Origin of the sequence: Bradyrhizobium sp. 164 (assembly GCF_023073715.1) — a bacterium.
Classification (GTDB): Bacteria; Pseudomonadota; Alphaproteobacteria; order Rhizobiales; family Xanthobacteraceae; genus Bradyrhizobium.
Genome location: NZ_JADPKA010000097.1, coordinates 130,476 through 154,791 on the forward strand (window position 1 = coordinate 130,476; position 24,316 = coordinate 154,791).

The window sequence follows — 24,316 nt, forward strand, 5'->3', positions numbered from 1 at the left end:
GCCGCTTGTGCATGCTTGTTGGTGCGACGCGCTCGTAGATCATGATGAGCGGCTCCGCCAAAATTCGCAATCACGTTTGCACACCGGCATTCCGCCGCGCGGCACGAGAGAGCAGCTCTGCAACAAAAAATGCGAAAACAACCCCATGCACAGTAGCCGACCGCTGTCGGAACAAGGGCTTGCGCAGGACGAGCGGAGTTTCTGGTATTACGAAATCGAATTGACTCGTCGGGCAAAACACTGGCAGAATATCATCATCGCAGCAGCCGTGAGCGTCCAGGCCGGTCCAGCCCCCGGGCACATCGAGCTGGCTGCGCGTAAGCCCTTCATCGACATCTGAAAATCGCAATCACCGCGCGCCGAGCGCGACCCGCCGTCGCGCGGCAAGCGCTCGCGCCTCTTCCGGCAAGGAACCCAGGACATGACGACATCTCTCAATTGCACCAGCACGGCACCCACCGCGGCAACAACGGATCGCAGCAGAGCCACGCCTCGCATCAAGCTCACCCGACGGCGCTTGACGAACCAACATCCCGACCCGCAAGCTGGCGAGCGGCTGCTGGCCGAGGCGCTCGGTGCCGTCGATCGCGACGCGCTGCATGGCATTCTCAAGCAATTGCTCAAGGCCAGCGTGATCAACCAAAAGCCGGACGAGGCCAATCTCGCCTTCATGATCTCGATGATGAAGAGCATCGGGCCCAGGGATTCCATCGAAACCATGCTGATGGCGCAGATGGTGTCCGTCCACGTCGCGGCGATGCGCTCCGCCTTTCGCCTCGCTCTCACCGAGAATCTTCAGCAGCAGGAAGGCATCACCCGTGCATTGACCCGGTTGGCCCGCACGTTTGCAGCCCAGACCGAGGCGCTCAGCCGCCACCGCAGCAATGGCGAGCGCGCCATCACGGTGCAGAACGTGTCGGTGCAGGACGGCGGCAGCGCTATTGTGGGCAACGTCACCCAGCATGCGAGCGTGATCGTTGCGCAGCCAGGCGCGGCCGAGGCAGAAGCGGTCCCGGCACGCGAGGGCGGACAAGGCGGACTCGGCGTGGAAAACGACGCGAGCGCATGAGCAGCGAACACGTCCGCAACACGGATGCAATGCAGTCGAGCCTGCGCTGCGGCGCACGGACGCGCAGCGGCACCGTCTGTCGTGCGCCGGCAATGCACGGCAAGGTCCGCTGCCGCATGCACGGCGGCGCACGGAGATCCGGCGCGCCGAAGGGAAATCAGAATGCGCGGAAGCATGGAATGTTCACAAAGGATAGCGCCGCCGAGCGACGGCAGGTTCAGGTCTTGCTGGATGAAGCATGGAAGCTTCTGAATGACCTAAAGTAAGTTGCGTGCGCCCGACGTGTCAGATGGTCCGTGGGAGGTCAGTCAGATGCGCTGTCGCTCCCGAGAATCGTGCCATGGGCACGCCATCGCCACGTCATGAATTCGTCGCCTTCGGCGACCTGCTCCGGAGGAACGACCGCCAGCGATTTTTGTTGGCGGCCTATCAGGGATGGAGGTTTCCAATGAGAGTTAGCGACGCAATGACCCACGACGTGCAGCTTTGCACACCCCAAGACACCATCAGGGAGGCCGCCGAGGCGATGGCGGCGCTCAATGTCGGGCTGTTGCCCGTCACCGACGATGACCGCCTGGTCGGAATGATCTCGGATCGCGATATCGCCACGCGAGGTGTCGCGATGGGCTTGGGACCGGATGCGCCGGTCCGTGACGTCATGACGGCAGATGTCAAATATTGCTTCGAGGACCAGGACATCGACGAGGTCACCCGCAACATGGCCGACATCCAGGTGCGGCGGCTGCCCGTGCTCAATCGAGACAAGCGGCTGGTCGGCATCATCTCGCTCGGCGACATCGCCGTGTGCAAGCCGGGCGACGGTGCCGCGAAGGCGCTGCACGGGATTTCACAGGCAGGCGGACAGCACGCGGGCGCGATCTCCGGCTGAAGCACCGTCGCGCCTCCCGAGGCGTTTGAAGGGGCAGCAAGATCAGCCACAGTCAGGCGGCGTCGCGAAGGAACTGGACAGGCTGCCCGGCTGCGCGCCGAACCAAATCGACGAGCGTAGGAGAACCGGCATGGGAACCGAGATCGCCTGGGTCGGCAATTGGCGAAATCAATTCGGCTCCATCTTGCGCATCACTAATGATGCGAACGGCCGCATCGAGGGGAATTTCGAGACCGCGCTCGAAGACAGCGGCTTTTACGGGCAAGCGGTGCCGATCACCGGGTTTCACAAGGGCAATTGCATCGCCTTTGTCGCGGTGGGCTCGTCTGCGACGGGCGATCGGGCCGTCTCCTATACCGGACTGTTGCGTCACGGAAAGATGGAGACCGCCTGGTTCGTGATTACAGACCAAGCGCTGAGCGCCTCCAGCGAGGGCGAGCCGGCGAAGCTGAAACCGGTGAATTGGTGGCGCGCCGTTACAACGAACGTCGATACGTTCGAACGGAGCTAGCGCTCAGCCCCGGATCCGACGATCCTGGTCGACAAACGACCCGAGGGTGCCCCAAACGGTGCGGCCACATGTCCGATCTCGTGCTGAACGATGCACGGCTGCCCCTCGCCGCCTCAAGCCCGATCTCCATACATCGAGCTAAGTCATGCGCTCGCCAGCGGCAGGGCTAGCGCGGCGTGATCTCATTGACGGCAGCAATCTGCAGCCCAGCCCCGTTCAGCGCTTCAGTGATCTGCTTGGCCAGCAGCTTGGCTTCTTCGGCTCCGATTTGGGCGTCAGGATGTCCCTTGAAGAACGCACAAATCGTCGTGGCTATGATGGTATTCACCTGGTGCGGATCAACCATTTGCTGCACGCGAAATTGCGAACGACTTCACCGGATCGGCGGTGCGTCAGCCTGCAGGACCGAGACGGTCATCGCAAGCCAAAGAACGAAAGAATGGCCGCGATCACAACGATTAGCCCTATGAGGTAAATCAGGCCGTTCATCGCAATTCTCCTTTTCGACGGGATGACTCGAATTTATTCGAGAGTCGTGGGCGCGTTCTTGGCATTACACTGCTGAACGGCCAGCTTCTCGAGCTCCACTTCCTTCTCTATGGCCGTTAGAGAGTTGCCGATCTTGTCGACGATCCTGACCAAATCGGTAGCTGAGATGCGAAGCCGCCTGCGTACAGACTTGACCTGCTCTGCGTTCGCAAGATCGAGCGTTGTGCGAATGGGCCGTGGCGGTTTTGAGGACAGCATGAGTAGGTCTCCTGACCGAGGTAAGAGCGACGATGTCTTTTTGGTTCCTATCGTCCGCCGATCGGAAGGCCACTCAAGAGCTGAGTACGGCAAGGCGGCGAATGGCAGCCGTCGCGGGCGCCGCGGAGCCCGCTACGACAGGTTCAGATGGCTGCCGTTATCCGCGCGGCGTAACGCCATGGCCTGTTGCCGCGCCGCGAACGGTTTCGAAGGTAGCCCGTTGCAGCGCGGCTCGCCTCTCGGCAATGGCATTGCTCAAGAGGTCGAGCACCAGCCCGAATGCCGCGAGCTCCTCTTCCTCGATAGCACCGTCATCGTAGCACTCGAGCGTCTCGGCGATGATGGCATCGGCCTCACGCTGCAGGGCAAGTAGTTCCTGGTTGGATTCCGCGGTCCGCGCGCTGGAAACCATGGCCAGGATTCTCTTGCGATGGCTGGTGTTATCGTCCCTTTCGTCGCGGTTCAAATAGCGGCGCAACCAGGCGGCGGCCGAGCCGATTCCGGAGAGAAGCAGGAGCCCGAACCAGAAGTAATCGCCATAGCGGTCGAGGAAGGTGCGTTCGTTGCCATCAATGACGGCCGCCGCTCCCCGATGTACCTGCAGCTCGGGGTCCTTCTCGAGGTCCGGCTTGGTGATGTGTGCCGCACCGGGGACCTGCCTCGCAATCGCCTGACGAACGGCAAAGAGCTGCCGGAAAAACGCGGCGACCGTCGTTTCGGACAAGGTCTTTCTCGCCACGATGAGGTGGCTGACGCTGACCGTCTCAACTTTGTCATCCGGCCAAGCCGGATCCGCATTGAAGACGCTGGGCGGAATCTCCTCGGTTTCATAGCGGGGGTGCTTCAGGGCGATCGCTTCCGATGTCTCGATGGGGAGAAACTTCGGCTCGCCGCGCACCCGCGCCGTTGCGGCCACGGCATCGGATGTGATCTTGCTGTCGAGGGGCCCGACCGCCATGAATGCATCGAGGGTGAGATCGCGTGCTAGTTCCTCGATTTGGTCAGTGCCAAATTGCGCGACCGCGACCTTGTCCGCCTGTACTCCGGACGCGCTCAGGATGACCCGCAGCAACGCGGCGTTCACCGGGGTCCGCCCGATCACGCCGACACGGCGTCCGGCGAGATCGGCGACTTCCTTGATTTTCGGCGAGGGTTTTCTTTTGGAGCTCTTGCCGGCAAGTCCAGACGGCGCCCATAGCACGACGAAATTCTTACGCACGACTGCAACGGTCTGCGCCTCGGCGGGCATTTCCAGATCGCCGCGGCCGACGGCAAGATCTGCCTTGCCTGCCCCAAGCAGGGCGAGAGACTCCACCGCCCCTTCGGTCTTGATCAGAGCCAGCCTGGTCGTTCGGCTTTCGCTGCCGAAGGCATCGGCCATCGCCTGAATTGTTCTGTAGTCGTCGCTGCCGGGCGGTCCGACGGCGATCCGCAGAATGTCCGGCCGTAACGCGTAATAGAGTGCACCCGCCGCAACGCCAAAAACAAGAAATCCAACGGCGAGGACCAACAGTAAGGAATTGCTCCTTCTCCGCTCTCGGCGGGCCGCGTCGCTGGTCGTCTGACTTGGACTCTCGGACGAAGACATTGCCGCTGCCGCCGCAGATCATGGCGCACCTGCCTGGCAGGATACCACGTTTTTCCTGAGTATAACGTCCTGGCGGCCGTCCTGGTTCACAAACCGTCCGAGGCCTGAACGCCTGCCAAGCGCGTCGTCGTGACGGCCGGCGCTCGGCAAGCGCCATGCTGATTGCCGGCTGTCTGCACCTGGTCATTTCGCGCGGTGATCAAGAAGCCACATTCCGGAATGAGGGGGTCCCGCTGCCGCCATTGGCGTCCGCCCGACGATCATGTACGCCGATCCGAAACCTTCCAGGGACGGGACGCTCATGACGACCGCTGCCACGGGAGATGGCACCCGCGCGCTGATCTTCGCGCTGCTCGCGCTCGCCTGCGGGCACATGCTTTCCACGTTGCTGCGCACGATTCCTGCGGTCAGCCTCGACCTGATGGCGGCGGATTTCCATATCGAGCCGCAGGCGCTCGCCAGCCTCACCTCGGTCTATCCTTTCGCCTTTGCCGCGGCGCAGATCCCGGTCGGGGCGGCGATGGACCGCTTCGGTGTGCGCCCCGTTTCGCTCAGCCTGCTCGCGGGAACCGTCATCGGCGCCATCGCGTCGGGGTTTGCGGCCGGACCTGCGAGCTTTGCCGTCGGGCAGGTGCTGCTCGGCGTTGCCACCTCGGGCATGCTGATGTGCCCGATGACGCTGGCGGCCAAGCAATTGTCGGCAAGTCGCTTCGGCCTATGGTCTGGCGCGATCCTCTCGATCGGCAATATCGGCATGCTGCTGTCGTCGAGCCCGCTCGCCTTCGTGGTCGACACTTGGGGCTGGCGCGCAGGGTTCTGGATCTCCGCGGCTGGCGGCGTCGCGGTGGCGCTCGCCGTGTTCGCGCTGGTGCCGCACCAGGCGGCCGAGCACAAGGACGAGTCCTCGCCACTGTCGCAGATGATCGAGGTGCTCCGGCTCGGACTGTCGCGGCCCCTGCGCGGCCTGATCGCACTGGCGCTGGTGTCGCTGGCGACCTCGCTGGTGCTGCGCGGCCTGTGGGGCGGGCCGTGGCTGATGCAGGTCAAGGACCTGTCGCGGGTCGAAGCCGGCAATCAGCTCGGCGCGTTCACGCTGGCGATGATCGCCGGCCCCTTGTGCATCGGTATGATCGACCGCAGGCTGGGCCGCCGCCGCGCGCTTGTGGCAGGCACGCATATGGCCGGGGCGCTGTTATTGGCGCTGATGGCATTGGGGGCACCGCATCACGCGGTTTCCGTGCTGTTCGGCCTTCCGGTGATGCCGCCGCAATACGACTTCGTGCTGTTCGTGCTCATTGGCCTTGCGACCTCTGCGCAGCCGCTGCTGTTCGGCATGTCCCGGCAGCTGGTCGATGCGCAGACAGCGGGCAAGGCGCTCGCAGCCGTGAACCTCGCGTTCTTTCTCGGCGCGGCCTTGATGCAGTCGGTCACCGGTGCGGTGGCGGCGCTCGCCGGGCTGCCGGCGGTGCTGCTGTTCATGGCTGCCATGCTCGCATTCGGCGTGCTGATCTTCTTGGCTTACACCTCGCCAAGCCCATAGGATGACGCGCCCGCTCGCCAAAGGAATCATTCATGCCTGTCGATACCAAAGCCGCCACCGACCGCCTCATGCGCTTCCTCTCTGTCGAGGGCGTAACGGGACAGGAGGCGGCGATCGGGCGTGAGCTCGCGGCCGCGCTGAAGGAGAGCGGCGTGCCGGCGAAGGCGATCCGGCTCGACGATGCCAACACGCGCATTCCCGTGCCGACCGAGACCGGCAACCTCATCGTCGACCTGCCCGGCCGCGGCGCTCTGCACAACCAGCCGCGTATCATGTTCATGACCCACATGGACACCGTGCCGCTCTGCGCCGGCGCCAAGCCGAAGAAATCGGGGCGCAAGATCGTCAACGACGCCAGGACCGCGCTCGGCGGCGACAATCGCTGCGGCTGCGGCGTGCTGGTGACGCTGGCCGCGGAGCTTGCCAGGCAGAAGCCCGATCATCCGCCGATCACGCTGCTGTTCTGCGTGCGCGAGGAGAGCGGGCTCTACGGCGCGCGCCACGTCAAGCTCGACGAGCTCGGCGCGCCGGAGATGGCGTTCAACTATGACGGCGGCTCGGCCTCCAACGTCGTCATCGGCGCGGTCGGCGCCGACCGCTGGACCGTCGAGATCTTCGGCCGCGCCTCCCATGCTGGCGTCGCGCCGGAGCGCGGCATCTCCTCGACGATGATCATGGCGCTCGCGCTTGCCGAGGTGAAGGCCGGCGGCTGGTTCGGCAAGGTGGTGAAGGGCAAGCGGCAAGGCACCAGCAATGTCGGTCCCGTCACCGGCGGCGAGGGCCGCCCCGCCGGCGATGCCACCAATGTGGTCACCGACTACGTGCATGTGCGCGGCGAGAGCCGCAGCCACGACGGAAAATTCTTCAAAGAGATCACCAGGGCCTACAAGGCCGCGTTCGAGAAGGCCGCCAAGAAGGTCACCAACGCGCAAGGCAAGTCCGGTCGCGTCAAATTCAAGGCGGAGACCGACTATTATCCGTTCCGCATGAAGGAGAACCTGCCCGTGGTCAAACGCGCGATCGCGGCGGTGTCCGCGGTCGGGGGAACCCCGAACGTCCGCGCCGCTAATGGCGGCCTGGATGCCAACTGGATGGTCCGCCACGGCATTCCGACGGTGACCTTCGGCGCCGGCCAGAACGAGGCGCACACCATCGACGAGTGGATCAATCTCGACGAATACGACCGCGCCTGTGCGCTGGCCCTGCAGCTCGCGACGATGCGGTGAGCTGCCTTGCACGGTGCGCGCTTGCGGGGGCCCGCACATCGCCCTAGCCTGCGGGAAAAGCGCAGGAAGGAAACATGGCGCGCATTGCAACGACCGAGACCGGACTCTACCGAATCCCGCTGCCCGTTACGCTCTCCGACTCCATGCATGGCGAGATGGCGGCGTTCGAGCTGATCACCTGCCGCATCCGCGATGCTGACGGTGCCGAAGGCGTGGGCTACACTTACACGGTCGGGCGCAATGGCGGGGCGACTGCGGACATCGTCAAGCGCGAAATTGCACCGCTCGTCGAGGGCCGCGAGGCGGAGGACACCGAGGCGATATGGCATCATGTCTGGTGGGCCCTGCATTATGGCGGCCGCGGCGGGCCGGTGGTGCTGGCGCTCTCCGCGCTCGACATCGCGCTGTGGGATCTGAAGGCGCGGCGCGCGAAGCTGCCGCTGTTCCGTCTGCTCGGCGGTTTTGACGCTGCCGTGCCGTGCTATGCCGGCGGCATCGATCTCGATCTTTCGGTCGAGGCGCTGCTCAAGCAGACCGACGGCAATCTCGCCAAGGGATTTCGCGCCATCAAGATGAAGGTCGGCCGGCCCGACCTGAAATCCGACATCGGGCGTGTCTCCGCGATGCGACAGCATCTCGGCGACGGTTTTCCGCTGATGGCGGACGCCAACATGAAATGGACCGTCGAGGAGGCCATCCGCGCCGCCCGCGCGCTTCAGCCCTTCGACCTCACCTGGCTCGAGGAGCCGATCATCCCCGATGACGTCGCAGGCCATGCGCGGATCATGCAGGAGGGCTGTGTGCCGATCGCAGCGGGCGAGAATCTGCGTTCGCTGTGGGAGTTCAAGAACTACATCGCCAATGCCGCGGTGTCCTATCCCGAGCCCGACGTCACCAATTGCGGCGGCGTGAGTGCGTTCATGAAGATCGCGCGGCTGGCGGAGGCCTTCAACCTGCCCGTCACCAGCCACGGCGCGCACGACATCACCGTGCATCTGCTCGCGGCGTGCCCGAACCGCTCCTATCTGGAAGCGCATGGCTTCGGGCTCGACACCTATATCGAGCATCCGCTGGTGCTGAAGGACGGCATGGCACTGGCGCCGGACCGTCCCGGCCACGGCGTCGGTTTTGACTGGAAGGGGCTGGCGAAGCTGGCGGCGTAGAGTGCTCCGTCAAGCCCGGCCATGACGATGCGGCTGCAAGTGAGGCATTCCATGGCGCTTGATGCAGGGCACGGATATTCCGCTATGGTGCCGCCGCCAATCCCCTGCGAAAGACCCCCATCTTGACACCCGAGCTGCACCAGAAATTGACCGCGTGGCGCCGCCATCTGCATGCGCATCCCGAATTGTCCCTGCAGGAGAAGGAGACCTCTGCGTTCGTGCAGGACAGGCTCACCGAGCTCGGCATCTCCTTCGTCTCAGGCTTTGGCGGCCACGGCATCGTCGCGACCTTGATGCGCGGGCATGCGCAGAGGCGCGTCGGCCTGCGCGCCGACATGGATGCGCTGCCGATCACCGAGGACAGCGGCCTGCCCTACGCCTCAAAAACTCCCGGCGTGATGCATGCCTGCGGCCATGACGGGCATACCGCCTCGCTGCTCGGCGCGGCAGCACTGCTCGCCGCCGACACCGATTGGAGCGGCACGGTGGACTTCATCTTCCAGCCGGCCGAAGAAGGCTTTGGCGGCTCGCGCGCGATGGTCGCGGCCGGGCTGTTCGACCGCTTTCCGATGGAGCGGGTGTTCGGCTTTCACAACTGGCCGGGCCTTGCGGCCGGCACCATCGCGGTGCATGACGGCGTCGTCATGGCCTCGGGCGGGCGCATCACCATCACCATCGAGGGCCATGCCGGACATGCCGGCATGCCACATCTGACGCGCGATCCGGTGGTGGCGGCCGGCCACCTGATCGTGGCGCTGCAATCGATCACCTCGCGCAGCGTCGATCCGCTCGACACCGCAGTGCTCTCGCTCTGCACCATCGAAGGCGGCACCGCGCCGAACCAGATCGCCGGACGCGTCGTGGTCCGCGGCACGCTGCGGTACCATCGCGACGCGGTCAAGGATACCATCCTCGACGGGATCGAGCGCACCTGCGCCGGGATTGCGACGAGCTTCGGCGTCACGGTCACGCCAGAGATCATCTGGGGTGTGGGTGTGGTGATCAACACGCCGGCCGAAGCGGAGCTTGCCCGCATCGCCGCGGAGAAGGTGCAGGCTCCCGTGCGGCGCGATCTCGCGCCCAGCATGGCCGGCGAGGACTTTGCATTCTATCTCCAGCAGCGGCCGGGCGCCTTCGTCTGGATCGGCAACGGGGACTTGCGCGATGGCGCGGAGCTGCACGGCCCGCGCTACGATTTCAACGACGCGATCCTCCCCGTCGCATCGGGCTGGATGGCCGAGGTCGCCAAGATGGCGCTGGCGTCGAATTAGGCGCAGGCCTATTCAGGAGATCTCGCGCGGCAGCTTCCAGTCCGGCCGCGGCTCGCAAACCTCTTCCACCCGCTCGACATGATAGCCGGCAGGCAGCAGCCGGCCGCCGCCCTCCTCGTCGGCGACCGGGACGTCGGTCACCAATCCCTCGATCAAGGCGGCCTCCCACACTTCTTTCTCGGTCGGAAAGGGGTCCCCGATCTGCTTGTTGCCTTCGAACAGCGCGTACATCGGTTCAGTCCTGCGTTGATCAAGCTCACGAGCAACGTATCGGCCGCGCGGACGTTCCCTCCGGCAAATGGCAACGGATGGCACGTGAAACATGGCGCGCATTCTGATCGGCACCTCCGGCTGGCACTACGATTCCTGGCGAGGACCGTTCTTTCCCGAAGGCCTGCCGCTGAAGCAGCAGCTTGGCTACTACGCCGGACAGTTCGATACCACCGAGCTGAACGGCGTGTTTTACCGCACGCCGACGCCGGAAGCGGTGAAAGGGTGGCGCGAGCAGACCGGCCGCGATTTCGTCTTCGCCTGGAAGGCGTCGAAATTCATCACGCATTGGAAGCGCCTGTCGGACCGCTCCGTCAACAGCCTCGAGCTGCTGGAGGATCGTATTTCAACGCTGGGCGGCAAGGCGGGGCCGATCCTGTTCCAGCTCCCGCCGCAATTCGAGGCCAACGCGGACCGCCTCGCCGCCTTCTTCAAGCTATTGTCGAGGAAACGGCGCTATAGCTTCGAATTCCGTCATCCGAGCTGGTACCAGCCGCGCATCCTGCGCATGCTGGCCGACGAGAACATCTCGCTGTGCCTGTCGGATCATCACGATGCGCCGGCGCCATGGAAGCGCACGGCGGATTTCGTCTATGTGCGCGGACACGGGCCGAGCGGGCGCTATCACGGGCACTATACCAAGACCATGCTGGCGCAATGGGCGCGGCGTATCAAGTCATGGAAGCGGCAGGGCTGCGACGTCTATGTTTATTTCGACAACGACCAGAAGAGCGCGGCGCCGGCCGATGCCCGGACGTTGAAGCAATTGCTGTAGCGCCCGGCCACACTGCGCTGCACCTGATTGTCGCTACACCAGGGTGGGACCTCATGCCGCCGATCGCTGCGGGACGCCGTCTTGCAGCGTCTCGAGCAGGCGCTGCTCTCGCTCGATCCGGCTCCGATAGAGCTGGCGCTCGCTTTCGGTCTTCGCGCTGGCCAGCAGCAGGCGATAGTGCTGGATCACCTTCTCGCTGCCGCGGATGAGGAGGTTGCGGACGTCGCTCATCGTTCCGCTCCCATCGCGGCGGAAGCCGATTGCATATTCGGGAGCGTGAACGTGGCGGGAAAGACATCGGCGGCGAGCGCCTCGAGCGCGGCCTGCTCTTCGGCGAGCCGTCGGTCGATGAACTGGCGTTCGATATCTGAGAGCTTCGTCTTCAGCAGGCGCCGATATCGCTGGAGGTTGCTTCGGTGCGCACGAATGCGGGCCAGATCCTGGTCAAGCATCATCGTCACTCCTGACGGTCTCTCCACGGTCCTCTTGATTTCGATATATCGAAAGATAGTTCTTCCGGCGTGAAAAATATTCCGGCTTGTTACGGTGTCAAGATGCTCCTTCGCCGCTCCCCGCCTCGTTCCGTTTGTCCGCCGGACGCGAGCGTCCGCGATCGATTATTTTCGCTTCCCCCTTGCAAGACCTTTGCGCCGCTCTAATTCGTTCTTCGCCGCGGGGTGTTCGGAGGGGGGCGTACTCGCAGCCGTTCGGATTGGCTGCGCCTCGTGTCATGGTCTAGATGACGCCATCTCGCCGAAGCGCCGCGATCGCGGCCTCGTCGTAGCCGAGCTCGGTGAGGACGAGATCGGTGTGCTCGCCCAGCGTCGGCGGGCGCGTTGCGATTTCGCCCGGCGTCTTCGACAGCCGCACGGCCGCGCGGGCGGTCGGTGCGGGCTTCGGCAGGCCCGGATAGTCGACGTCCTGCATGAAGCCGGCGGCGCGAATGTGCGGATGGTTCAGCGCCTGTTGCGGGCTGAGGACAGGTCCGGTCGGAATCATGGCCTTGCCCAGGGTGTCGACAGCCTCCTGCGTGGTGCGCTCGGCGCACCAGCGCGCCATCCGCTCGCTGATGACAGGGCCGTTGTTGCCGCGGCTGATGTCGTCGGCAAAGCGCGGGTCGTTCAGCCACAGCTCCTCCTCGCCCATCAGCCTCGCCCAGCGCTTGAACAGCGGCTGACCCGTGACCTGGCACAGCACCCAACCGTCCTTGGTGCGGTAGATGTCGGCCGGCGCCGCGGTCTGGCCGAGGTTGCCGGTCGGCACGCGATTGACGTTGATGACGGCCTGCTCGATCAAGGTGGCATTGGTGAAGGACAAAGCGGTTGCGAGCAGCGCGCCCTCGACGATCTGCCCGCGCCCGGATTTGCCGCGCTCGATCAGCGCGGCAAGCGTTCCGAACGCGCAGTGCAGCGCCGTGCCGAAATCGACCCAATTCACCGCGGCCCGATACGGCGGATCGCCTGCGCCGGTCATGTACACCGCCCCCGACATCACCTGCCCCACGCCATCGAAGCCGACCCGGTCGGACCAGGGCCCCGGCCCGCCGAACGCGGTCGCCGTGGTCAGAATGATGTCGGGCTTGATCGTCTGCAACGACGCGTAGTCGAGCTTCATCGCGCGCAGGGTCTGCGGCGGCAGATTGGCGACGACAACGTCCGCGGTGGCAATCAGGCGGCGCATCACCTCCTGCCCCTCCTCCTTCATCGGATCGAGCGTAATGCATTTCTTGTTGCGGTTGACCTGGAGAAACAGCGCGCCTTCGCCATCGTCGCCGACCGGTGCCACGAAGCGATCCTCGCTGCCGTCGCGCTTTTCCACCCGAATGACCTCGGCGCCGAATTCGGCCAGCAATGTCGCGCAATAGGGCCCCGCGATATAGCGCCCGAAATCGAGCACGCGGACGCCTTCCAGAACTCCTCCCATCGATCGCTTCCCCCCTGATGTTTGCGCTCCAAATTACAGGGGCTGGCGGCCACGGCAAGGGAGGCCGGGCACGTTCGCCAGTGCGACCAAACGTCGGATCCGCAAAGGAGCCGAAGCACGAGACTTGAACTCGCCGCGGCCATTCCTAAGTTTTGATGCTGCCGGGCCGCGTGTTCGGCAAAACGGAACTCATGCAGAGGATTGGGAAGCCCGCGCTTCGCGGGCGCGTATTCGAGGGAAGTCACATGAGAAAGCTTGCTCTTGCAATCGCCGCGGCAGCAACGCTCCTCATCGGAACGGTTGCGCCGGCTTCGGCCCACTGGCGAGGCCACCATCACTGGGGTGGTCCAGGCATCGGTCCCGCCGTCGCGCTCGGCCTGTTCACCGGAGCATTGGCCGCCGCGACTGCACCGCCGGTCTACTATGAGCCGGTCTATGGTCCGCCGGTCTATTATGGACCCCGATACTATCGGACCGTCCGCTATTATCCAGCGGCATATCCCTATTGGTATCCCTGGTGAGCTGAGATAAGGCCCGGCCTGCAACCGGGCCTTATCGCTATCTTGCGTCGCCATCGCCTGAACGCACCCCTGCGGATGCGAGTACCTCTCACTGAGGGCGCAGTTGGTCTGCCAGGAACAGATGGCGGCGGGAAAAGTTCTGTCGGTACGATGCAGGTCCGGATGCGTACCGGGCCCAAACGAGCGCGCTAAAAAACGCGCCTCGAGGCTACCCGGCTGCGCAACGATATCGGACCTGGCTTTCGCATGAACAAGAATGTCCGCTTCAATCTTGGGTATGCTGTCGCCGCAATCTTCGCGGTCTTCTTGATCCAGCACCTGATCTCCGCGGCCCACCAGATAGCCGTGATCCCCTTTAGCGAATACCAGCAGCTCTTGCGTCAGGGGAAAGTCGATAGCGTGGGCATCTCCGACCGCACCCTGCAGGGCACGCTGAAGGAGCCGCTGCCGGGCGGCCAGAAGCAATTCGTCACCACGCGTGTCGACCAGGACGTTGCGCAGGAGCTGGAGAAATACAACGTCCGTTTCACCGGGCAGATCGAGAGCACGTTCCTGCGCGACCTTTTGTCGTGGGTCATGCCCGTGCTCCTGTTCTTCGGCCTGTGGTGGTACATCGGCCGCCGCATGGCGGAAGGCGGCGGGATCGGCGGCGGATTGATGGCCATCGGCAAGAGCAAGGCCAAGGTCTATGTCGAGTCCAATACCGGCGTCACCTTTGCCGACGTCGCCGGGGTCGACGAAGCCAAGGACGAGCTTCGCGAGGTCGTCGATTTCCTGAAGAACCCGACCGATTATGGCCGCCTCGGCGGCCGCATGCCGAAAGGCGTGCTTCTGGTCGGCCCGCCGGGCACAGGCAAGACCCTGCTGGCCAAGGCCGTCGCCGGCGAGGCCAGAGTGCCGTTCTTCTCGATCTCGGGTTCGGAGTTCGTCGAGATGTTCGTCGGCGTCGGCGCCGCACGCGTGCGGGACCTGTTCCAGCAGGCGCATGAAAAGGCGCCGGCCATCATCTTCATCGACGAGCTCGATGCGCTTGGCCGGGCCCGTGGCATCGGCCCTTTCGCCGGCGGCCACGATGAGAAGGAGCAAACGCTCAACCAGCTGCTCGTCGAGCTCGACGGCTTCGATTCGCGCTCCGGGCTCGTCATCCTCGCCGCCACCAACCGGCCCGAAATCCTCGATCCCGCCTTGCTCCGCGCCGGACGCTTCGACCGGCAGGTGCTGGTCGACCGGCCCGACAAAAAGGGCCGCATAGAGATCCTCAAGGTGCACATGAAGAAAGTGCGCCTGGCGGCAGGCGTCGATGCGGACGCCGTTGCCGCGCTCACCCCGGGTTTCACGGGTGCGGACCTCGCCAATCTCGTCAATGAAGCCGCGCTGCTGGCGACGCGCCGCGCGGCTGACGCGGTGAGCATGAGCGACTTCAACAATGCGGTCGAGCGCATGGTCGCGGGCCTCGAAAAGCGCAATCGCCTGCTCAACGCCAAGGAGCGCGAGATCGTCGCCTACCACGAGATGGGGCACGCCCTCGTCGCGCTCTCCCTGCCGGGCACGGATCCCGTGCACAAGGTCTCGATCATCCCGCGCGGTGTGGGCGCGCTCGGCTACACCATTCAGCGACCGATCGAAGACCGCTTCCTGATGACCAAGGAGGAGCTGGAGAACAAGATGGCGGTGCTGCTCGGCGGCCGCGCCGCGGAGCTGATCGTGTTCGGACACCTGTCCACCGGTGCGGCCGACGATCTGCGGCGCGTAACCGACATCGCCCGCAGCATGGTGACGCGTTACGGCATGTCCGAGAGACTGGGCAGCGTCGCCTATGAACGCGATCCCGGCAACTTCCTTGCCGGCGCCGACCGTCCCTATCCGGTTCGCGAGCGCGACTATGCGGAAGAAACTGCGGCCGCAGTCGACCGCGAGGTGAAAGCCATTGTCGATCAGGTCTTCCAGCGCACCCAGGCATCCTGAACACGCGGCGGCCGATCCTGGACCGCGCCGCGAAGAAGCTTTTGGAACGGGAGACACTGGAGCAGAGCGATATCGATGCGCTGATCCACGAAATGCCCAAGGAGGGGCTGCGTGCGATTTGAGCTTCATGACGCAAGACAGCTTTAAGTAGGCCGCTTCCGCCTGACCTCCGTTGAGAGTTCGATCATCTTCCTATTTGGCGGCGAGCCGTTTGAGAGGAGCGGCGAAGGCGAGCCTCCGCTCTTCGGCGCCTCGACCTCTATGCCGGGCTCGGCATGCCTGGCGTGCCATTCGATCAAGAGGTGGCCGGCCACCAAGATCACGCCGGCGCAGAACAGCGCAAGAGCCGCGCTGACAAGATCACGATAATCATCCATCCCACTAACCAGACATGCGCACCAGGCGAAGGGGGCCGACCAACCTGCCGGGCACGCGAATGGCATTCGAAGAACTCCACCGCGCGCGTGGACCAAATTGGAACGAAGGCTTCAGGTTTCAAGAGGCTGTCTGCATCGGAGAAAGGGGCGGGCCTCTCCTTGCCAATTTCAGCATCCAACATTCAAGTCGGAACCTTCCGCCGATTTTCAAATTCTAAATGCGTCCACCGGCCTGAGAGCGTCTGGGTGCCAAGTTCGGGCTCAGCGAGTGAGGCTGGTGGTGATTCTGACCATCTTGCTCGATTGAGGATTTGGACATGAAACCTGCCTGCGCTACGACCGCGCGGCCCGCCAAAATCGCCGCGCTCCCAGCTGTGCCGCTTTCGGCGCTTCTTCGCCACTCCCACATTGATCAGCAGCGCGCCCCCGATCGGCGCGAACGATGTTCGTGAGGGGGGTGCGCGATGTTAGTTGCCTCATCACTTCCCGCGATCCATTCCGAAGGCGGGCTATCCCGCTACCTGAAGGAGATCCATCGATTTCCGCTGCTCGAGCCGTCGGAAGAAGCCGAATATGCCCGGCGCTTGCGCGATTGCGGCGATCGTGACGCGGCCTATCGGCTGGTGACGAGCCACCTGCGGCTGGCGGCCAAGATTGCGCTCCAGCATCGCCGCTACGGCCTGGCAATCGCCGACCTCATCTCGGAGGCTAACGTCGGACTGATGCTCGCCGTCAAGCGGTTCGATCCGGAGAAAGGCTTCCGGCTTGCGACTTATGCCTCCTAGTGGATCAGGGCATCAGTGCAGGAATTCATCCTGAGATCATGGTCGCTGGTCAAGCTGGGCACCACCGCGGCGCAGAAGAAGCTTTTCTTCAATCTCCGCAAGCTGAAGCGCAGGCTTGGCGTGGCCGAGGATGGCGATCTGCGCGCCGATCAGCTCAGATATATCGCCGATAGTCTCGAGGTGAAGGAGGATGACGTGGTCGAGATGAATGGCAGGCTGCGCGGCGACATCTCGCTCAACGTGCCGCTCAGCGTCGAGACAGAAGGCGATGAATGGCAGGATCGTCTCGTGGATCCCTCCCCCGATCCTGAAAGTCTGCTGCTGGAAGCCGCCGATCGTGAACGAAAGAAAGCTGCCCTCACGGACGCCATTGCTGCGCTGTCGCCACGGGAGCGCAGCATCATCGAAGCACGATATTTGGACGAGCCGCACAAGACATTGGACTCGCTCGCCGGCAAGTTCGGCATCTCGCGCGAGCGAATCCGCCAAATCGAGCAGCGCGCGTTGCAACGGATCAAGGCGAAGGTCTGCGCGGGCCTGGCCGATCCGAACCTCGCGACAATACATTAGATGAGCGCGAAACGGATGCTGATCGGCCAAGGCCGATCAGCATCCTCTGCAGATGTCGGGGACGATACGTTCGGCCGAAAAGTCAGCGCTTCTGCGCCCATTCTGGCGCACTTTTTCAGCATTGCTGCGAGACGTTGCAACGGAACTGGTAGCGAGCTGCCGGGCGGGCTCGGCCGAAATCCGCGCCTCTGCGCGCGGAGAGTCCGCCTCTTTGGCCTGAAGCGCATTGACCATCCCCAACAAGGCAATGGCAGCGATAACGCCTCTCATCTCTGATCATCCTCCTTTCGGTTCGCGGCCTCGTTACGTCCGGAGCGGCCGGCCGGCCGCTCCGCTGTCAGCTCATGGCAGGCTGTGGTCGGACCCGATCCGACGGCGCGAGATCGAGCCGGATACCTGATGGCCCCAGGACCGGCGACAGCAACGTATCCACCTTCATGGTTGCACTGGCCCGCTCCCAATTCTGCCAGGGCATCGTGTCCAGGTATGGGATCGGCGGCAACGCGAGCTGTTCGAAACTGTCTGCCGCGTTCCTGATAGAACCGGGACTTTCGGCGCCGTAGGCCGCAAAGGGCACGAGGGAAAGGCCGGCACCAACGGCCAACGCGGCGAGGTGCCGCAACATTATTCGGGCGTTCTCCGCGCGAGCGGAGAACGTACGATCCTTGATCATCTCATCCTCCTATCGTTCGAAAACAGATGCAATTGATCGTGACAGCTCATGGAGAACGAGCCCGGCCGCTGGGCCGGGCTCGCTCGTCTCAGAAGTCCATCGCGGGAGCGCTTGCCGCTTCCGTCTTCTTCGGCTTGTCGGCCACCAGCGCTTCGGTCGTGATGAGCAGCGAAGCAACCGAGGCCGCGTCCTGCAAGGCCGTGCGCACCACCTTGGCAGGATCGATCACGCCGGCCTGCACCATGTCCTGGTACTCGCCGCTCGCCGCGTTGAAGCCCCAAGTGTAGGTCTGGTTCTCGAGGAGCTTGCCGACGACGACGGAGCCGTCCTCGCCTGCATTCTGCACGATCTGTCGAGCCGGCACCTGGATTGCGCGGCGCACGATGTCCACGCCGGCCTTCTGGTCGGCATTGGCGGTCTTGACGCCCTCGAGCGCCTTGAGGGAGCGCAGCAGTGCCACGCCGCCGCCAGGCAGGATGCCCTCCTCGACCGCAGCCCGGGTCGCATGCAGCGCGTCGTCGACGCGGTCCTTGCGTTCCTTCACCTCGACCTCGGTCGCGCCGCCGACCCGGATCACCGCGACGCCACCGGCGAGCTTGGCCAGCCGCTCCTGGAGCTTCTCGCGGTCGTAATCCGAGGTGGTTTCCTCGATCTGGGTTCTGATCTGCTGGCTTCTCGCCTCGATGTCCTTCTTGGCGCCGGCCCCGTCGACGATCGTGGTGTTCTCCTTGTCAATGACGACCTTCTTGGCGCGGCCCAGCATCTTCACCGAGACGTTCTCGAGCTTGATGCCGAGATCTTCGGAGATCACGGTGCCGCCGGTGAGGATCGCGATGTCCTCCAGCATTGCCTTGCGGCGGTCGCCGAAGCCCGGCGCCTTGACGGCGGCAACCTTCAGGCCGCCACGCAGACGGTTGACGACCAATGTCGCCAGCGCCTCGCCCTCGACCTCCTCTGCGATGATCAGCAGCGGCTTGCCCGATTGCACGACCTGTTCGAGCAGCGGCAGCATCGTCTGCAGGCCCGACAGCTTCTTCTCGTGGATCAGCACATAGGGGTCTTCGAGCTCGACCCGCATCTTCTCCGGATTGGTGACAAAGTAGGGGGAGACGTAGCCGCGATCGAACTGCGTGCCCTCGACCACCTCGAGCTCGGTGTGGAGGCTCTTGGCTTCTTCGACCGTGATCACGCCCTCATTGCCGACCTTCTGCATGGCCTCGGCCAGGAAGCGCCCGATCTCGGTATCGCCATTGGCGGAAATGGTGCCGACCTGGGCAATCTCGTCGTTCGAGGTAACCTTCTTGGCGTGCGATTTGAGGTCGGTCACGATGGCGTCCACGGCAAGGTCGATGCCGCGCTTGAGATCCATCGGGTTCATCCCGGCGGCGACTGCCTTGGCACCCTCCTTGACGATGGCCTGCGCCAGCACGGTCGCCGTCGTGGTGCCGTCTCCGGCAAGATCATTGGTCTTTGACGCGACCTCGCGCACCATCTGTGCGCCCATATTCTCGAACTTGTCCTCCAGTTCGATCTCTTTGGCGACGGTGACGCCATCCTTGGTGATGCGCGGCGCGCCGAACGATTTTTCGATGACGACGTTGCGTCCCTTTGGACCGAGCGTGACCTTCACCGCATTCGCCAGTGTGTCGACGCCCCGCAGCATGCGCTCGCGGGCCTCGGTCGCGAACTTCACGTCCTTGGCAGCCATTTTTGCAAACTCCTTTCCGTTCGATGACTGTCAGTGTTACGCCGCCTTCTTCAGCGTGCCGGCCTGCTCGACCACGCCGAGAAGATCGCTTTCCTTCATGATCAAGAGCTCCTCGCCGTCGATCTTGACCTCGGTGCCCGACCACTTGCCGAACAGCACCCGGTCACCGACCTTGACGTCGAGCGGCACGAGCTGGCCTTGCTCGTTACGCGCCCCCGGCCCAGCGGCGATGATCTCGCCCTGCTGCGGCTTCTCCTTGGCGGTGTCGGGAATGATGATGCCGCCGGCGGTCTTCTCCTCGGCATCGATTCGGCGCACGAGCACACGGTCGTGCAACGGGCGGAAATGCATGCACATCCTCCTTGCTAGGTTCAGCGATGTCCAAAATCCGGGTCCGGAACCGGCCCCCGGGCGGCAAACGACCTAGGAACAAGTCGATCTTTGTTCAAGGGGGCTGCGCGAAAATTTTCCCCTCACACGCCGGCCCCTGCTCGCGCGGTGCGACTTGCAGGGACTGGCGATCCCAGCAAGGCTGGCGGTGGACATGATGCCCCTGCGCGAACAATTTCGACCGGCGGAGAAGTTTGCTTTAATATGAACTCCGTGCCCCAGCCAGTGCCCCCATCCATGCCGCAGCCATTCGATCGCTCCAAGGAAGATCTCGGCAACGCGATCCATTTCGAGCACGTCAACATCCAGGTCCCCGATCAGCGCCTCGCCACCCTGTTCTACGTGGCAGGACTCGGGCTGACCCGCGATCCCTATCTGATGGTGTCCGACACCAATATGTGGATCAACGCCGGACGGAGCCAGTTTCATTTGCCGAGCGGCAGGCCGCAGGTGCTGCGCGGCCATGTCGGGCTGGTCATCGCCGGCCGCGAGGCACTGCTCGCGCGGCTGGCTTCGGTCGCCAAAAAGCTCGATGGCACCGCGTTCACCTTCGCCGAGCGCAACGACCATGTCGAGGCGGTTTGTCCATGGGGCAACCGCTTGCGCTGCTACGAGCCCGACGCCGCGCGCTTCGGGCGCATCGCGCTCGGGATTCCCTATGTCGAGTTCAACGTGCCGGCGGGATCGGCAACCGGCATCTGCGCGTTCTATCCTGAAGTCATGGGCATGCCCGCCGACTTGCGAAACGGCGGCGGCAAGGTGGCCGCGGTGAAGACGGGCCGCGACCAGCACCTGTTGTTCCGCGAGACCGATCGGCCGCAGCCGGACTATGACGGCCACCATGTGCAGATCTACATCACCGACTTCTCCGGCCCCTATCGCAAGCTCCTGGCGCGCGACCTGATTTCCCGCGAGGACAATCAATACCAGTACCGGTTTTGCGACATCGTCGACCTCGATAGCGGCAAGCACCTCTTCACTGTCGAGCACGAGGTGCGCAGCGCGACCCACCCGATGTTCATGCGGCCGATGGTCAATCGCAACCCGGCGCTGACCAACCGGAACTATGCGTACGGGCATGACGAGGCGGCCTGGGCGATGGGGCCGGATCAGTATGAGGGATAGGCTAAGCCTGCCGCATCATTGCCCACGGCGTAGAGCCTGCGCAGCGGCGTACCGTTGCGCGCAAGGACACAATCACGCCGCTGCGCGCGCCTATCGCCAACTCTCCTGAAGGAGACACTACGCGCGCGTCATCGCTATCCATCCTGGTGTCAGGCCCGTCGGGTTGCGAACGCCCGCTCGACCGCATCAGTTGAAATCCGCGATACGCGCATCGAGGGCGAAAATGCCTTGGTAAATTTCCGGATCCCCAAGGCGGCCACCGACATCAGGCGCCAGTTCGGCGGCCTTGTGCCAAGCGGCTTGGAGCGCCGTCTCGTCGAGAGCCTCGACCATCAGCAGGCCGGCAAACAGGCCTTCGCTCGTCCGCATGCCTTTTTCGACCGTCGGAACTGACGTGCGATCCTGATCCGTCGCACCGATCTGAACGGCGACCACGCCGTCGCAACCGGCAATGGCATTGGCAAACCCTGCCGGATCGTCCAGAGGCCGGTCGATCCGCAGCACTATCGCGGTGGCGCCCTCGCCGCGCCCGGCGCGAACTGTCACATTGCCCCCGCCGCGAACGAAATTGCCCAGCCGGGGCATGATGCGCTGCGACCAGAGCGTCGGTGAATTGAGGCGCGCCAGATAGGCCGGGCCGTCCAGGACGTCAGGCGTTTCGAGCTCGTACAAGATGAAGAAGCGGTTCATATCGGCGCGCAACGCGCGGAAGACACGGCAGGCGAGAAAGCCCCGCGTCGTCACACGTTCCATCGTGTGCTCGCGGGTGAGCCAATGCCGATAGTCTGTCAGGTCCTCAGACGCGATATCGCTCCAGATTGCCAGAAATCCCGCACCGCGCATCCGCTCCTCCCTGCTCTACGCCTTGCTCCTCGGCTTCAAGCCGTGCAATGCAGCCGGAACGCCATCGGGCAATCGTCCGAGCCGCTGAACGGCCGCCAGAATGGCGGCGATATAGCCGTAAGGACCAAGCCCGCAGATCACGGCCGTCGAGGCGCTGGACGTGATCGAATGCCGGTGCAGCTCATCGCGGGCGTGAATGTTGGAGATGTGCACTTCGATCGTGGGGCCATCGAAGATCTTCAAGGCATCGATCAAAGCAATCGAAGTGAACGAGAACGCCGCCGGGTTCATGATGATCGCATCCGCGTTGCCACGAGCCGATTGGATCAGGCCGACGAGCTCACCTTCGATATTCGATTGATGAAACGACAGCGAGACGTCAAGAAGCTTGGCGAGTTCCAGGCAGCTTGCCTCTATTTCGCCAAGGGTCGTTGAGCCATAGATGTGTGGCTCCCTGATGCCGAGGAAATTGAGATTGGGGCCGTTCAGGATCATGATCCGCGTGGCCATGGGGCCGCTCCTTTCGACAGGACGTGACTAGCCACCGAACCATTTTGCCGGCTCCGTGACCAATTGGGGGAAAAGCACCATCAGAAGCAACACGGCGAGTTGCGCGATCAGGAAGGGCCAGACGCCCTTGATGACGTCCTCCATGCTGATCCGCGAGACGCCGCAGACGACGTTCAGCACGACGCCCACTGGCGGCGTTATCAGGCCGATCGCATTGTTGATGATGAACAGCACGCCAAAATAGACTGGATCGATCCCGGCCTGCTTGACGATGGGCATGAGGATCGGCGTCAGGATCAGGATAGTCGGCGCCATATCGAGCGCGGTGCCGACGATGACGACGAGGATCATGATCGCGAGCATCAAGAGCGTCGGGCTGCCCATGAACGGGCGCACGAGATCGACGACCTGGGTCGCGATCTCGGCTACCGTGATGAGCCAGGACGAGACCAGCGCTGCGGCGACCAGAAACATCACGATGCTTGTGCTGAGCGCCGCCGAGACCATCACCTCGTAGAGTTGCGAGAGCTTCAGCTCCCGGTAGATGCAGGTGGCGACGAACAACGCATAGACGGCCACCACGACTGCCGCTTCGGTCGGCGTGAAGATGCCGAAACGCAGACCGACGACGATGATGACCGGCAGCATCAGCGCCCAAAATCCGTCGGTCACCGCTTTCGCTATCTCACGCAAGGACTTGCGGGGCGGGCTTTCGATGTTCTCGTCACGGGCGACCCACCACCACGCAACACAAAGGCCGAGGCCGAGCAGCAGCCCGGGCACGATGCCGGCGAGAAACAGCTTCGAGATCGAGACGCCGCCGGCGACACCGAACAAGACGAAGCCGATGCTCGGTGGGATGACAGGTGCGATGATCCCTCCCGCCGCGACCAGCCCGGCCGCGTACATCTTCTTGTGGCCTGCCGCGACCATCATTGGGACCAGCAGGGCGGCCAGCGCCGCAGCATCCGCCGCCGCCGATCCGGACAGCGAGGCGAGCGCGCAGGATGCCAGGATCGCGACATAGCCGAGCCCGCCCCGCACGTGGCCGACGACCGCGAACGCGATGTCCACGATTCGCCTGGCAAGCCCGCCCTTGTTCATGATTTCGCCGGCAAGCATGAAGAACGGTACCGCCATCAGCGGGAAACTGTCAGCGCCGTTGATGATGTTCTGCGCGACGATCTGGGAGTCGAATATGTCGAGGAAGTGCATCAAGGCGATGCCGCAGACGATCAGGGCAAACGCGATCGGCATGCCCAGCGCCATGGCGCCGAGGAGCGAGACTGTGAAGACGACAATCGTCATGGTGCAATCCGGCCGAGAACAGGGCTTGCGGAGCTCAGCTGTGCCCGTCGCTTTCCTTCACAGCAATAAGGTCCTCGCCGCTCGCCGCGCCGATGACGACCTGGAAGAGGTCGTAAGCGAGGATGGCGGCCGCCGAGACGCCGAAGACGAGCCCGGATGAGTAGAAGAAAAGCCCGACCGAGATACCCGACGCCGGCGCGGTGTCGCCGAAGGTCAGAACGGCTTGCTTCCAGCTTCCGAGCGTCAGCAGCCAATCGGCATAGAGCATCAGGAGGTAGCTGACCACGAAGCAGAGCATCCTGCCTCGCGGCGGCAGCGCACGCACGAGCGTATCGACGCCGAGATGTGCGTGCTGGCGCAGTGCAACGATGGCCCCGAGAAAGGTCAGCCAGACCAGGAGCCAGCGCGACAGCTCCTCGGATACCGCGATACCCGAATTGAAGATGTAGCGCAGCACCACGTTGCTGAACACGAGCACCACCATCGCAGCAAGGCAAACGGCGACCGCCGCCTTCAACACGTCGCAATAAGCGTTGAGGATCTTTGCCATTCGCCTTATCTACCGTCCC

Annotated in this window: 26 protein-coding genes and 2 pseudogenes; 14 read left to right on the plus strand and 14 right to left on the minus strand. The window is 63.8% G+C overall.

Annotated features, from left to right (window positions below; translation table 11 throughout):
* Nucleotides 1–76: 76 nt before the first annotated feature.
* The 5 genes from IVB01_RS30440 (at nt 77) to IVB01_RS30455 (ending at nt 2,469) form a co-directional block, all read left to right on the plus strand.
* Nucleotides 77–340, plus strand: coding sequence for a hypothetical protein (locus tag IVB01_RS30440; protein ID WP_247279227.1), 264 nt, complete (start codon nt 77–79; stop codon nt 338–340).
* Between the two features lie 81 nt (nt 341–421).
* Nucleotides 422–1,069, plus strand: a complete 648-nt coding sequence (locus tag IVB01_RS30445; protein ID WP_247495129.1) for a hypothetical protein — start codon at nt 422–424, stop codon at nt 1,067–1,069.
* A 29-nt stretch (nt 1,070–1,098) separates the two neighbouring features.
* The gene (locus tag IVB01_RS35565; protein WP_275974779.1) at nt 1,099–1,335 is read left to right on the plus strand and encodes an HGGxSTG domain-containing protein; all 237 of its coding nucleotides are present in this window, start codon (nt 1,099–1,101) and stop codon (nt 1,333–1,335) included.
* 182 nt (nt 1,336–1,517) lie between these two features.
* On the plus strand, nt 1,518–1,958 hold the full coding sequence (locus IVB01_RS30450; RefSeq protein WP_247279225.1) for a CBS domain-containing protein: 441 nt from the start codon (nt 1,518–1,520) through the stop codon (nt 1,956–1,958).
* A 130-nt stretch (nt 1,959–2,088) separates the two neighbouring features.
* Nucleotides 2,089–2,469, plus strand: a complete 381-nt coding sequence (locus tag IVB01_RS30455) for an avidin/streptavidin family protein (protein ID WP_247417398.1) — start codon at nt 2,089–2,091, stop codon at nt 2,467–2,469.
* Between the two features lie 166 nt (nt 2,470–2,635).
* Here the strand turns inward: IVB01_RS30455 and IVB01_RS30460 are convergent, their stop codons facing one another.
* The 3 genes from IVB01_RS30460 to IVB01_RS30470 form a co-directional block, all read right to left on the minus strand.
* Entirely contained in the window at nt 2,636–2,815 is a 180-nt protein-coding gene (locus IVB01_RS30460; RefSeq protein ID WP_247279223.1) for a hypothetical protein, read from the minus strand.
* Between the two features lie 176 nt (nt 2,816–2,991).
* On the minus strand, nt 2,992–3,216 hold the full coding sequence (locus tag IVB01_RS30465) for a hypothetical protein (protein ID WP_247279222.1): 225 nt from the start codon (nt 3,214–3,216) through the stop codon (nt 2,992–2,994).
* A gap of 157 nt (nt 3,217–3,373) precedes the next feature.
* Nucleotides 3,374–4,804: a TAXI family TRAP transporter solute-binding subunit gene (locus tag IVB01_RS30470; RefSeq protein ID WP_247279221.1), complete on the minus strand. Its 1,431-nt coding sequence runs from the start codon at nt 4,802–4,804 to the stop codon at nt 3,374–3,376.
* Between the two features lie 301 nt (nt 4,805–5,105).
* Here IVB01_RS30470 and IVB01_RS30475 point away from each other — a divergent pair, with 301 nt between their 5' ends.
* The 4 genes from IVB01_RS30475 (at nt 5,106) to IVB01_RS30490 (ending at nt 10,004) form a co-directional block, all read left to right on the plus strand.
* Nucleotides 5,106–6,344 (plus strand): MFS transporter, encoded by a 1,239-nt coding sequence (locus IVB01_RS30475; protein WP_247279220.1) that lies wholly within the window; start codon nt 5,106–5,108, stop codon nt 6,342–6,344.
* Nucleotides 6,345–6,376: 32 nt separating this feature from the next.
* On the plus strand, nt 6,377–7,570 hold the full coding sequence (locus IVB01_RS30480; RefSeq protein ID WP_247495130.1) for a M20/M25/M40 family metallo-hydrolase: 1,194 nt from the start codon (nt 6,377–6,379) through the stop codon (nt 7,568–7,570).
* Between the two features lie 74 nt (nt 7,571–7,644).
* Nucleotides 7,645–8,733: a mandelate racemase/muconate lactonizing enzyme family protein gene (locus tag IVB01_RS30485; RefSeq protein WP_247279218.1), complete on the plus strand. Its 1,089-nt coding sequence runs from the start codon at nt 7,645–7,647 to the stop codon at nt 8,731–8,733.
* A 122-nt stretch (nt 8,734–8,855) separates the two neighbouring features.
* Nucleotides 8,856–10,004 (plus strand): amidohydrolase, encoded by a 1,149-nt coding sequence (locus IVB01_RS30490; protein WP_247279217.1) that lies wholly within the window; start codon nt 8,856–8,858, stop codon nt 10,002–10,004.
* 12 nt (nt 10,005–10,016) lie between these two features.
* On the opposite strand, the gene IVB01_RS30495 is transcribed toward IVB01_RS30490, so the two are convergent.
* Nucleotides 10,017–10,235 (minus strand): hypothetical protein, encoded by a 219-nt coding sequence (locus IVB01_RS30495; RefSeq protein WP_247279216.1) that lies wholly within the window; start codon nt 10,233–10,235, stop codon nt 10,017–10,019.
* A 91-nt stretch (nt 10,236–10,326) separates the two neighbouring features.
* Between IVB01_RS30495 and IVB01_RS30500 the strand changes: the two genes are divergently transcribed.
* On the plus strand, nt 10,327–11,049 hold the full coding sequence (locus IVB01_RS30500; RefSeq protein ID WP_247279215.1) for a DUF72 domain-containing protein: 723 nt from the start codon (nt 10,327–10,329) through the stop codon (nt 11,047–11,049).
* Between the two features lie 51 nt (nt 11,050–11,100).
* Here the strand turns inward: IVB01_RS30500 and IVB01_RS30505 are convergent, their stop codons facing one another.
* The 3 genes from IVB01_RS30505 to IVB01_RS30515 all read right to left on the minus strand — a co-directional run bounded on the left by IVB01_RS30505 (nt 11,101) and on the right by IVB01_RS30515 (nt 12,972).
* Entirely contained in the window at nt 11,101–11,280 is a 180-nt protein-coding gene (locus tag IVB01_RS30505) for a hypothetical protein (protein WP_247279214.1), read from the minus strand.
* Nucleotides 11,277–11,501: a hypothetical protein gene (locus tag IVB01_RS30510; protein WP_247279331.1), complete on the minus strand. Its 225-nt coding sequence runs from the start codon at nt 11,499–11,501 to the stop codon at nt 11,277–11,279. The genes IVB01_RS30505 and IVB01_RS30510 overlap by 4 nt, the downstream gene beginning before the upstream one ends.
* 283 nt (nt 11,502–11,784) lie before the next feature.
* Nucleotides 11,785–12,972, minus strand: coding sequence for a CoA transferase (locus IVB01_RS30515; RefSeq protein ID WP_247279213.1), 1,188 nt, complete (start codon nt 12,970–12,972; stop codon nt 11,785–11,787).
* Between the two features lie 245 nt (nt 12,973–13,217).
* Between IVB01_RS30515 and IVB01_RS30520 the strand changes: the two genes are divergently transcribed.
* The 3 genes and pseudogenes from IVB01_RS30520 to rpoH all read left to right on the plus strand — a co-directional run bounded on the left by IVB01_RS30520 (nt 13,218) and on the right by rpoH (nt 17,190).
* On the plus strand, nt 13,218–13,493 hold the full coding sequence (locus IVB01_RS30520; protein ID WP_247279212.1) for a hypothetical protein: 276 nt from the start codon (nt 13,218–13,220) through the stop codon (nt 13,491–13,493).
* A 246-nt stretch (nt 13,494–13,739) separates the two neighbouring features.
* Nucleotides 13,740–15,580 (plus strand): annotated as a pseudogene (gene ftsH, locus IVB01_RS30525) (ATP-dependent zinc metalloprotease FtsH).
* 719 nt (nt 15,581–16,299) lie between these two features.
* Nucleotides 16,300–17,190, plus strand: a pseudogene (gene rpoH / locus IVB01_RS30530) (RNA polymerase sigma factor RpoH).
* A gap of 337 nt (nt 17,191–17,527) precedes the next feature.
* Here the strand turns inward: rpoH and IVB01_RS30535 are convergent.
* The 3 genes from IVB01_RS30535 to groES all read right to left on the minus strand — a co-directional run bounded on the left by IVB01_RS30535 (nt 17,528) and on the right by groES (nt 19,922).
* The gene (locus IVB01_RS30535) at nt 17,528–17,863 is read right to left on the minus strand and encodes a hypothetical protein (RefSeq protein WP_247449674.1); all 336 of its coding nucleotides are present in this window, start codon (nt 17,861–17,863) and stop codon (nt 17,528–17,530) included.
* A gap of 88 nt (nt 17,864–17,951) precedes the next feature.
* Entirely contained in the window at nt 17,952–19,571 is a 1,620-nt protein-coding gene (gene groL / locus IVB01_RS30540; RefSeq protein ID WP_247279210.1) for a chaperonin GroEL, read from the minus strand.
* Nucleotides 19,572–19,607: 36 nt separating this feature from the next.
* The gene (groES, locus tag IVB01_RS30545; RefSeq protein ID WP_247279209.1) at nt 19,608–19,922 is read right to left on the minus strand and encodes a co-chaperone GroES; all 315 of its coding nucleotides are present in this window, start codon (nt 19,920–19,922) and stop codon (nt 19,608–19,610) included.
* Between the two features lie 276 nt (nt 19,923–20,198).
* Here groES and IVB01_RS30550 point away from each other — a divergent pair, with 276 nt between their 5' ends.
* Complete coding sequence (locus tag IVB01_RS30550; protein WP_247279208.1) at nt 20,199–21,086, plus strand: hypothetical protein; 888 nt, start codon at nt 20,199–20,201, stop codon at nt 21,084–21,086.
* A 186-nt stretch (nt 21,087–21,272) separates the two neighbouring features.
* Here IVB01_RS30550 and IVB01_RS30555 read toward each other — a convergent pair whose 3' ends face one another.
* Genes IVB01_RS30555 through IVB01_RS30570 form a run of 4 tightly spaced genes read right to left on the minus strand, consistent with a single transcriptional unit; the run spans nt 21,273 to nt 24,297 of the window.
* The gene (locus IVB01_RS30555) at nt 21,273–21,929 is read right to left on the minus strand and encodes a hypothetical protein (RefSeq protein WP_247449668.1); all 657 of its coding nucleotides are present in this window, start codon (nt 21,927–21,929) and stop codon (nt 21,273–21,275) included.
* 15 nt (nt 21,930–21,944) lie between these two features.
* A complete protein-coding gene (locus IVB01_RS30560; protein ID WP_247279206.1) occupies nt 21,945–22,439 on the minus strand; it encodes a type II 3-dehydroquinate dehydratase in 495 nt (164 codons plus the stop codon).
* A gap of 27 nt (nt 22,440–22,466) precedes the next feature.
* Entirely contained in the window at nt 22,467–23,747 is a 1,281-nt protein-coding gene (locus tag IVB01_RS30565; protein ID WP_247279205.1) for a TRAP transporter large permease subunit, read from the minus strand.
* A gap of 34 nt (nt 23,748–23,781) precedes the next feature.
* Complete coding sequence (locus IVB01_RS30570; RefSeq protein ID WP_247279204.1) at nt 23,782–24,297, minus strand: TRAP transporter small permease; 516 nt, start codon at nt 24,295–24,297, stop codon at nt 23,782–23,784.
* Nucleotides 24,298–24,316: the final 19 nt, after the last annotated feature.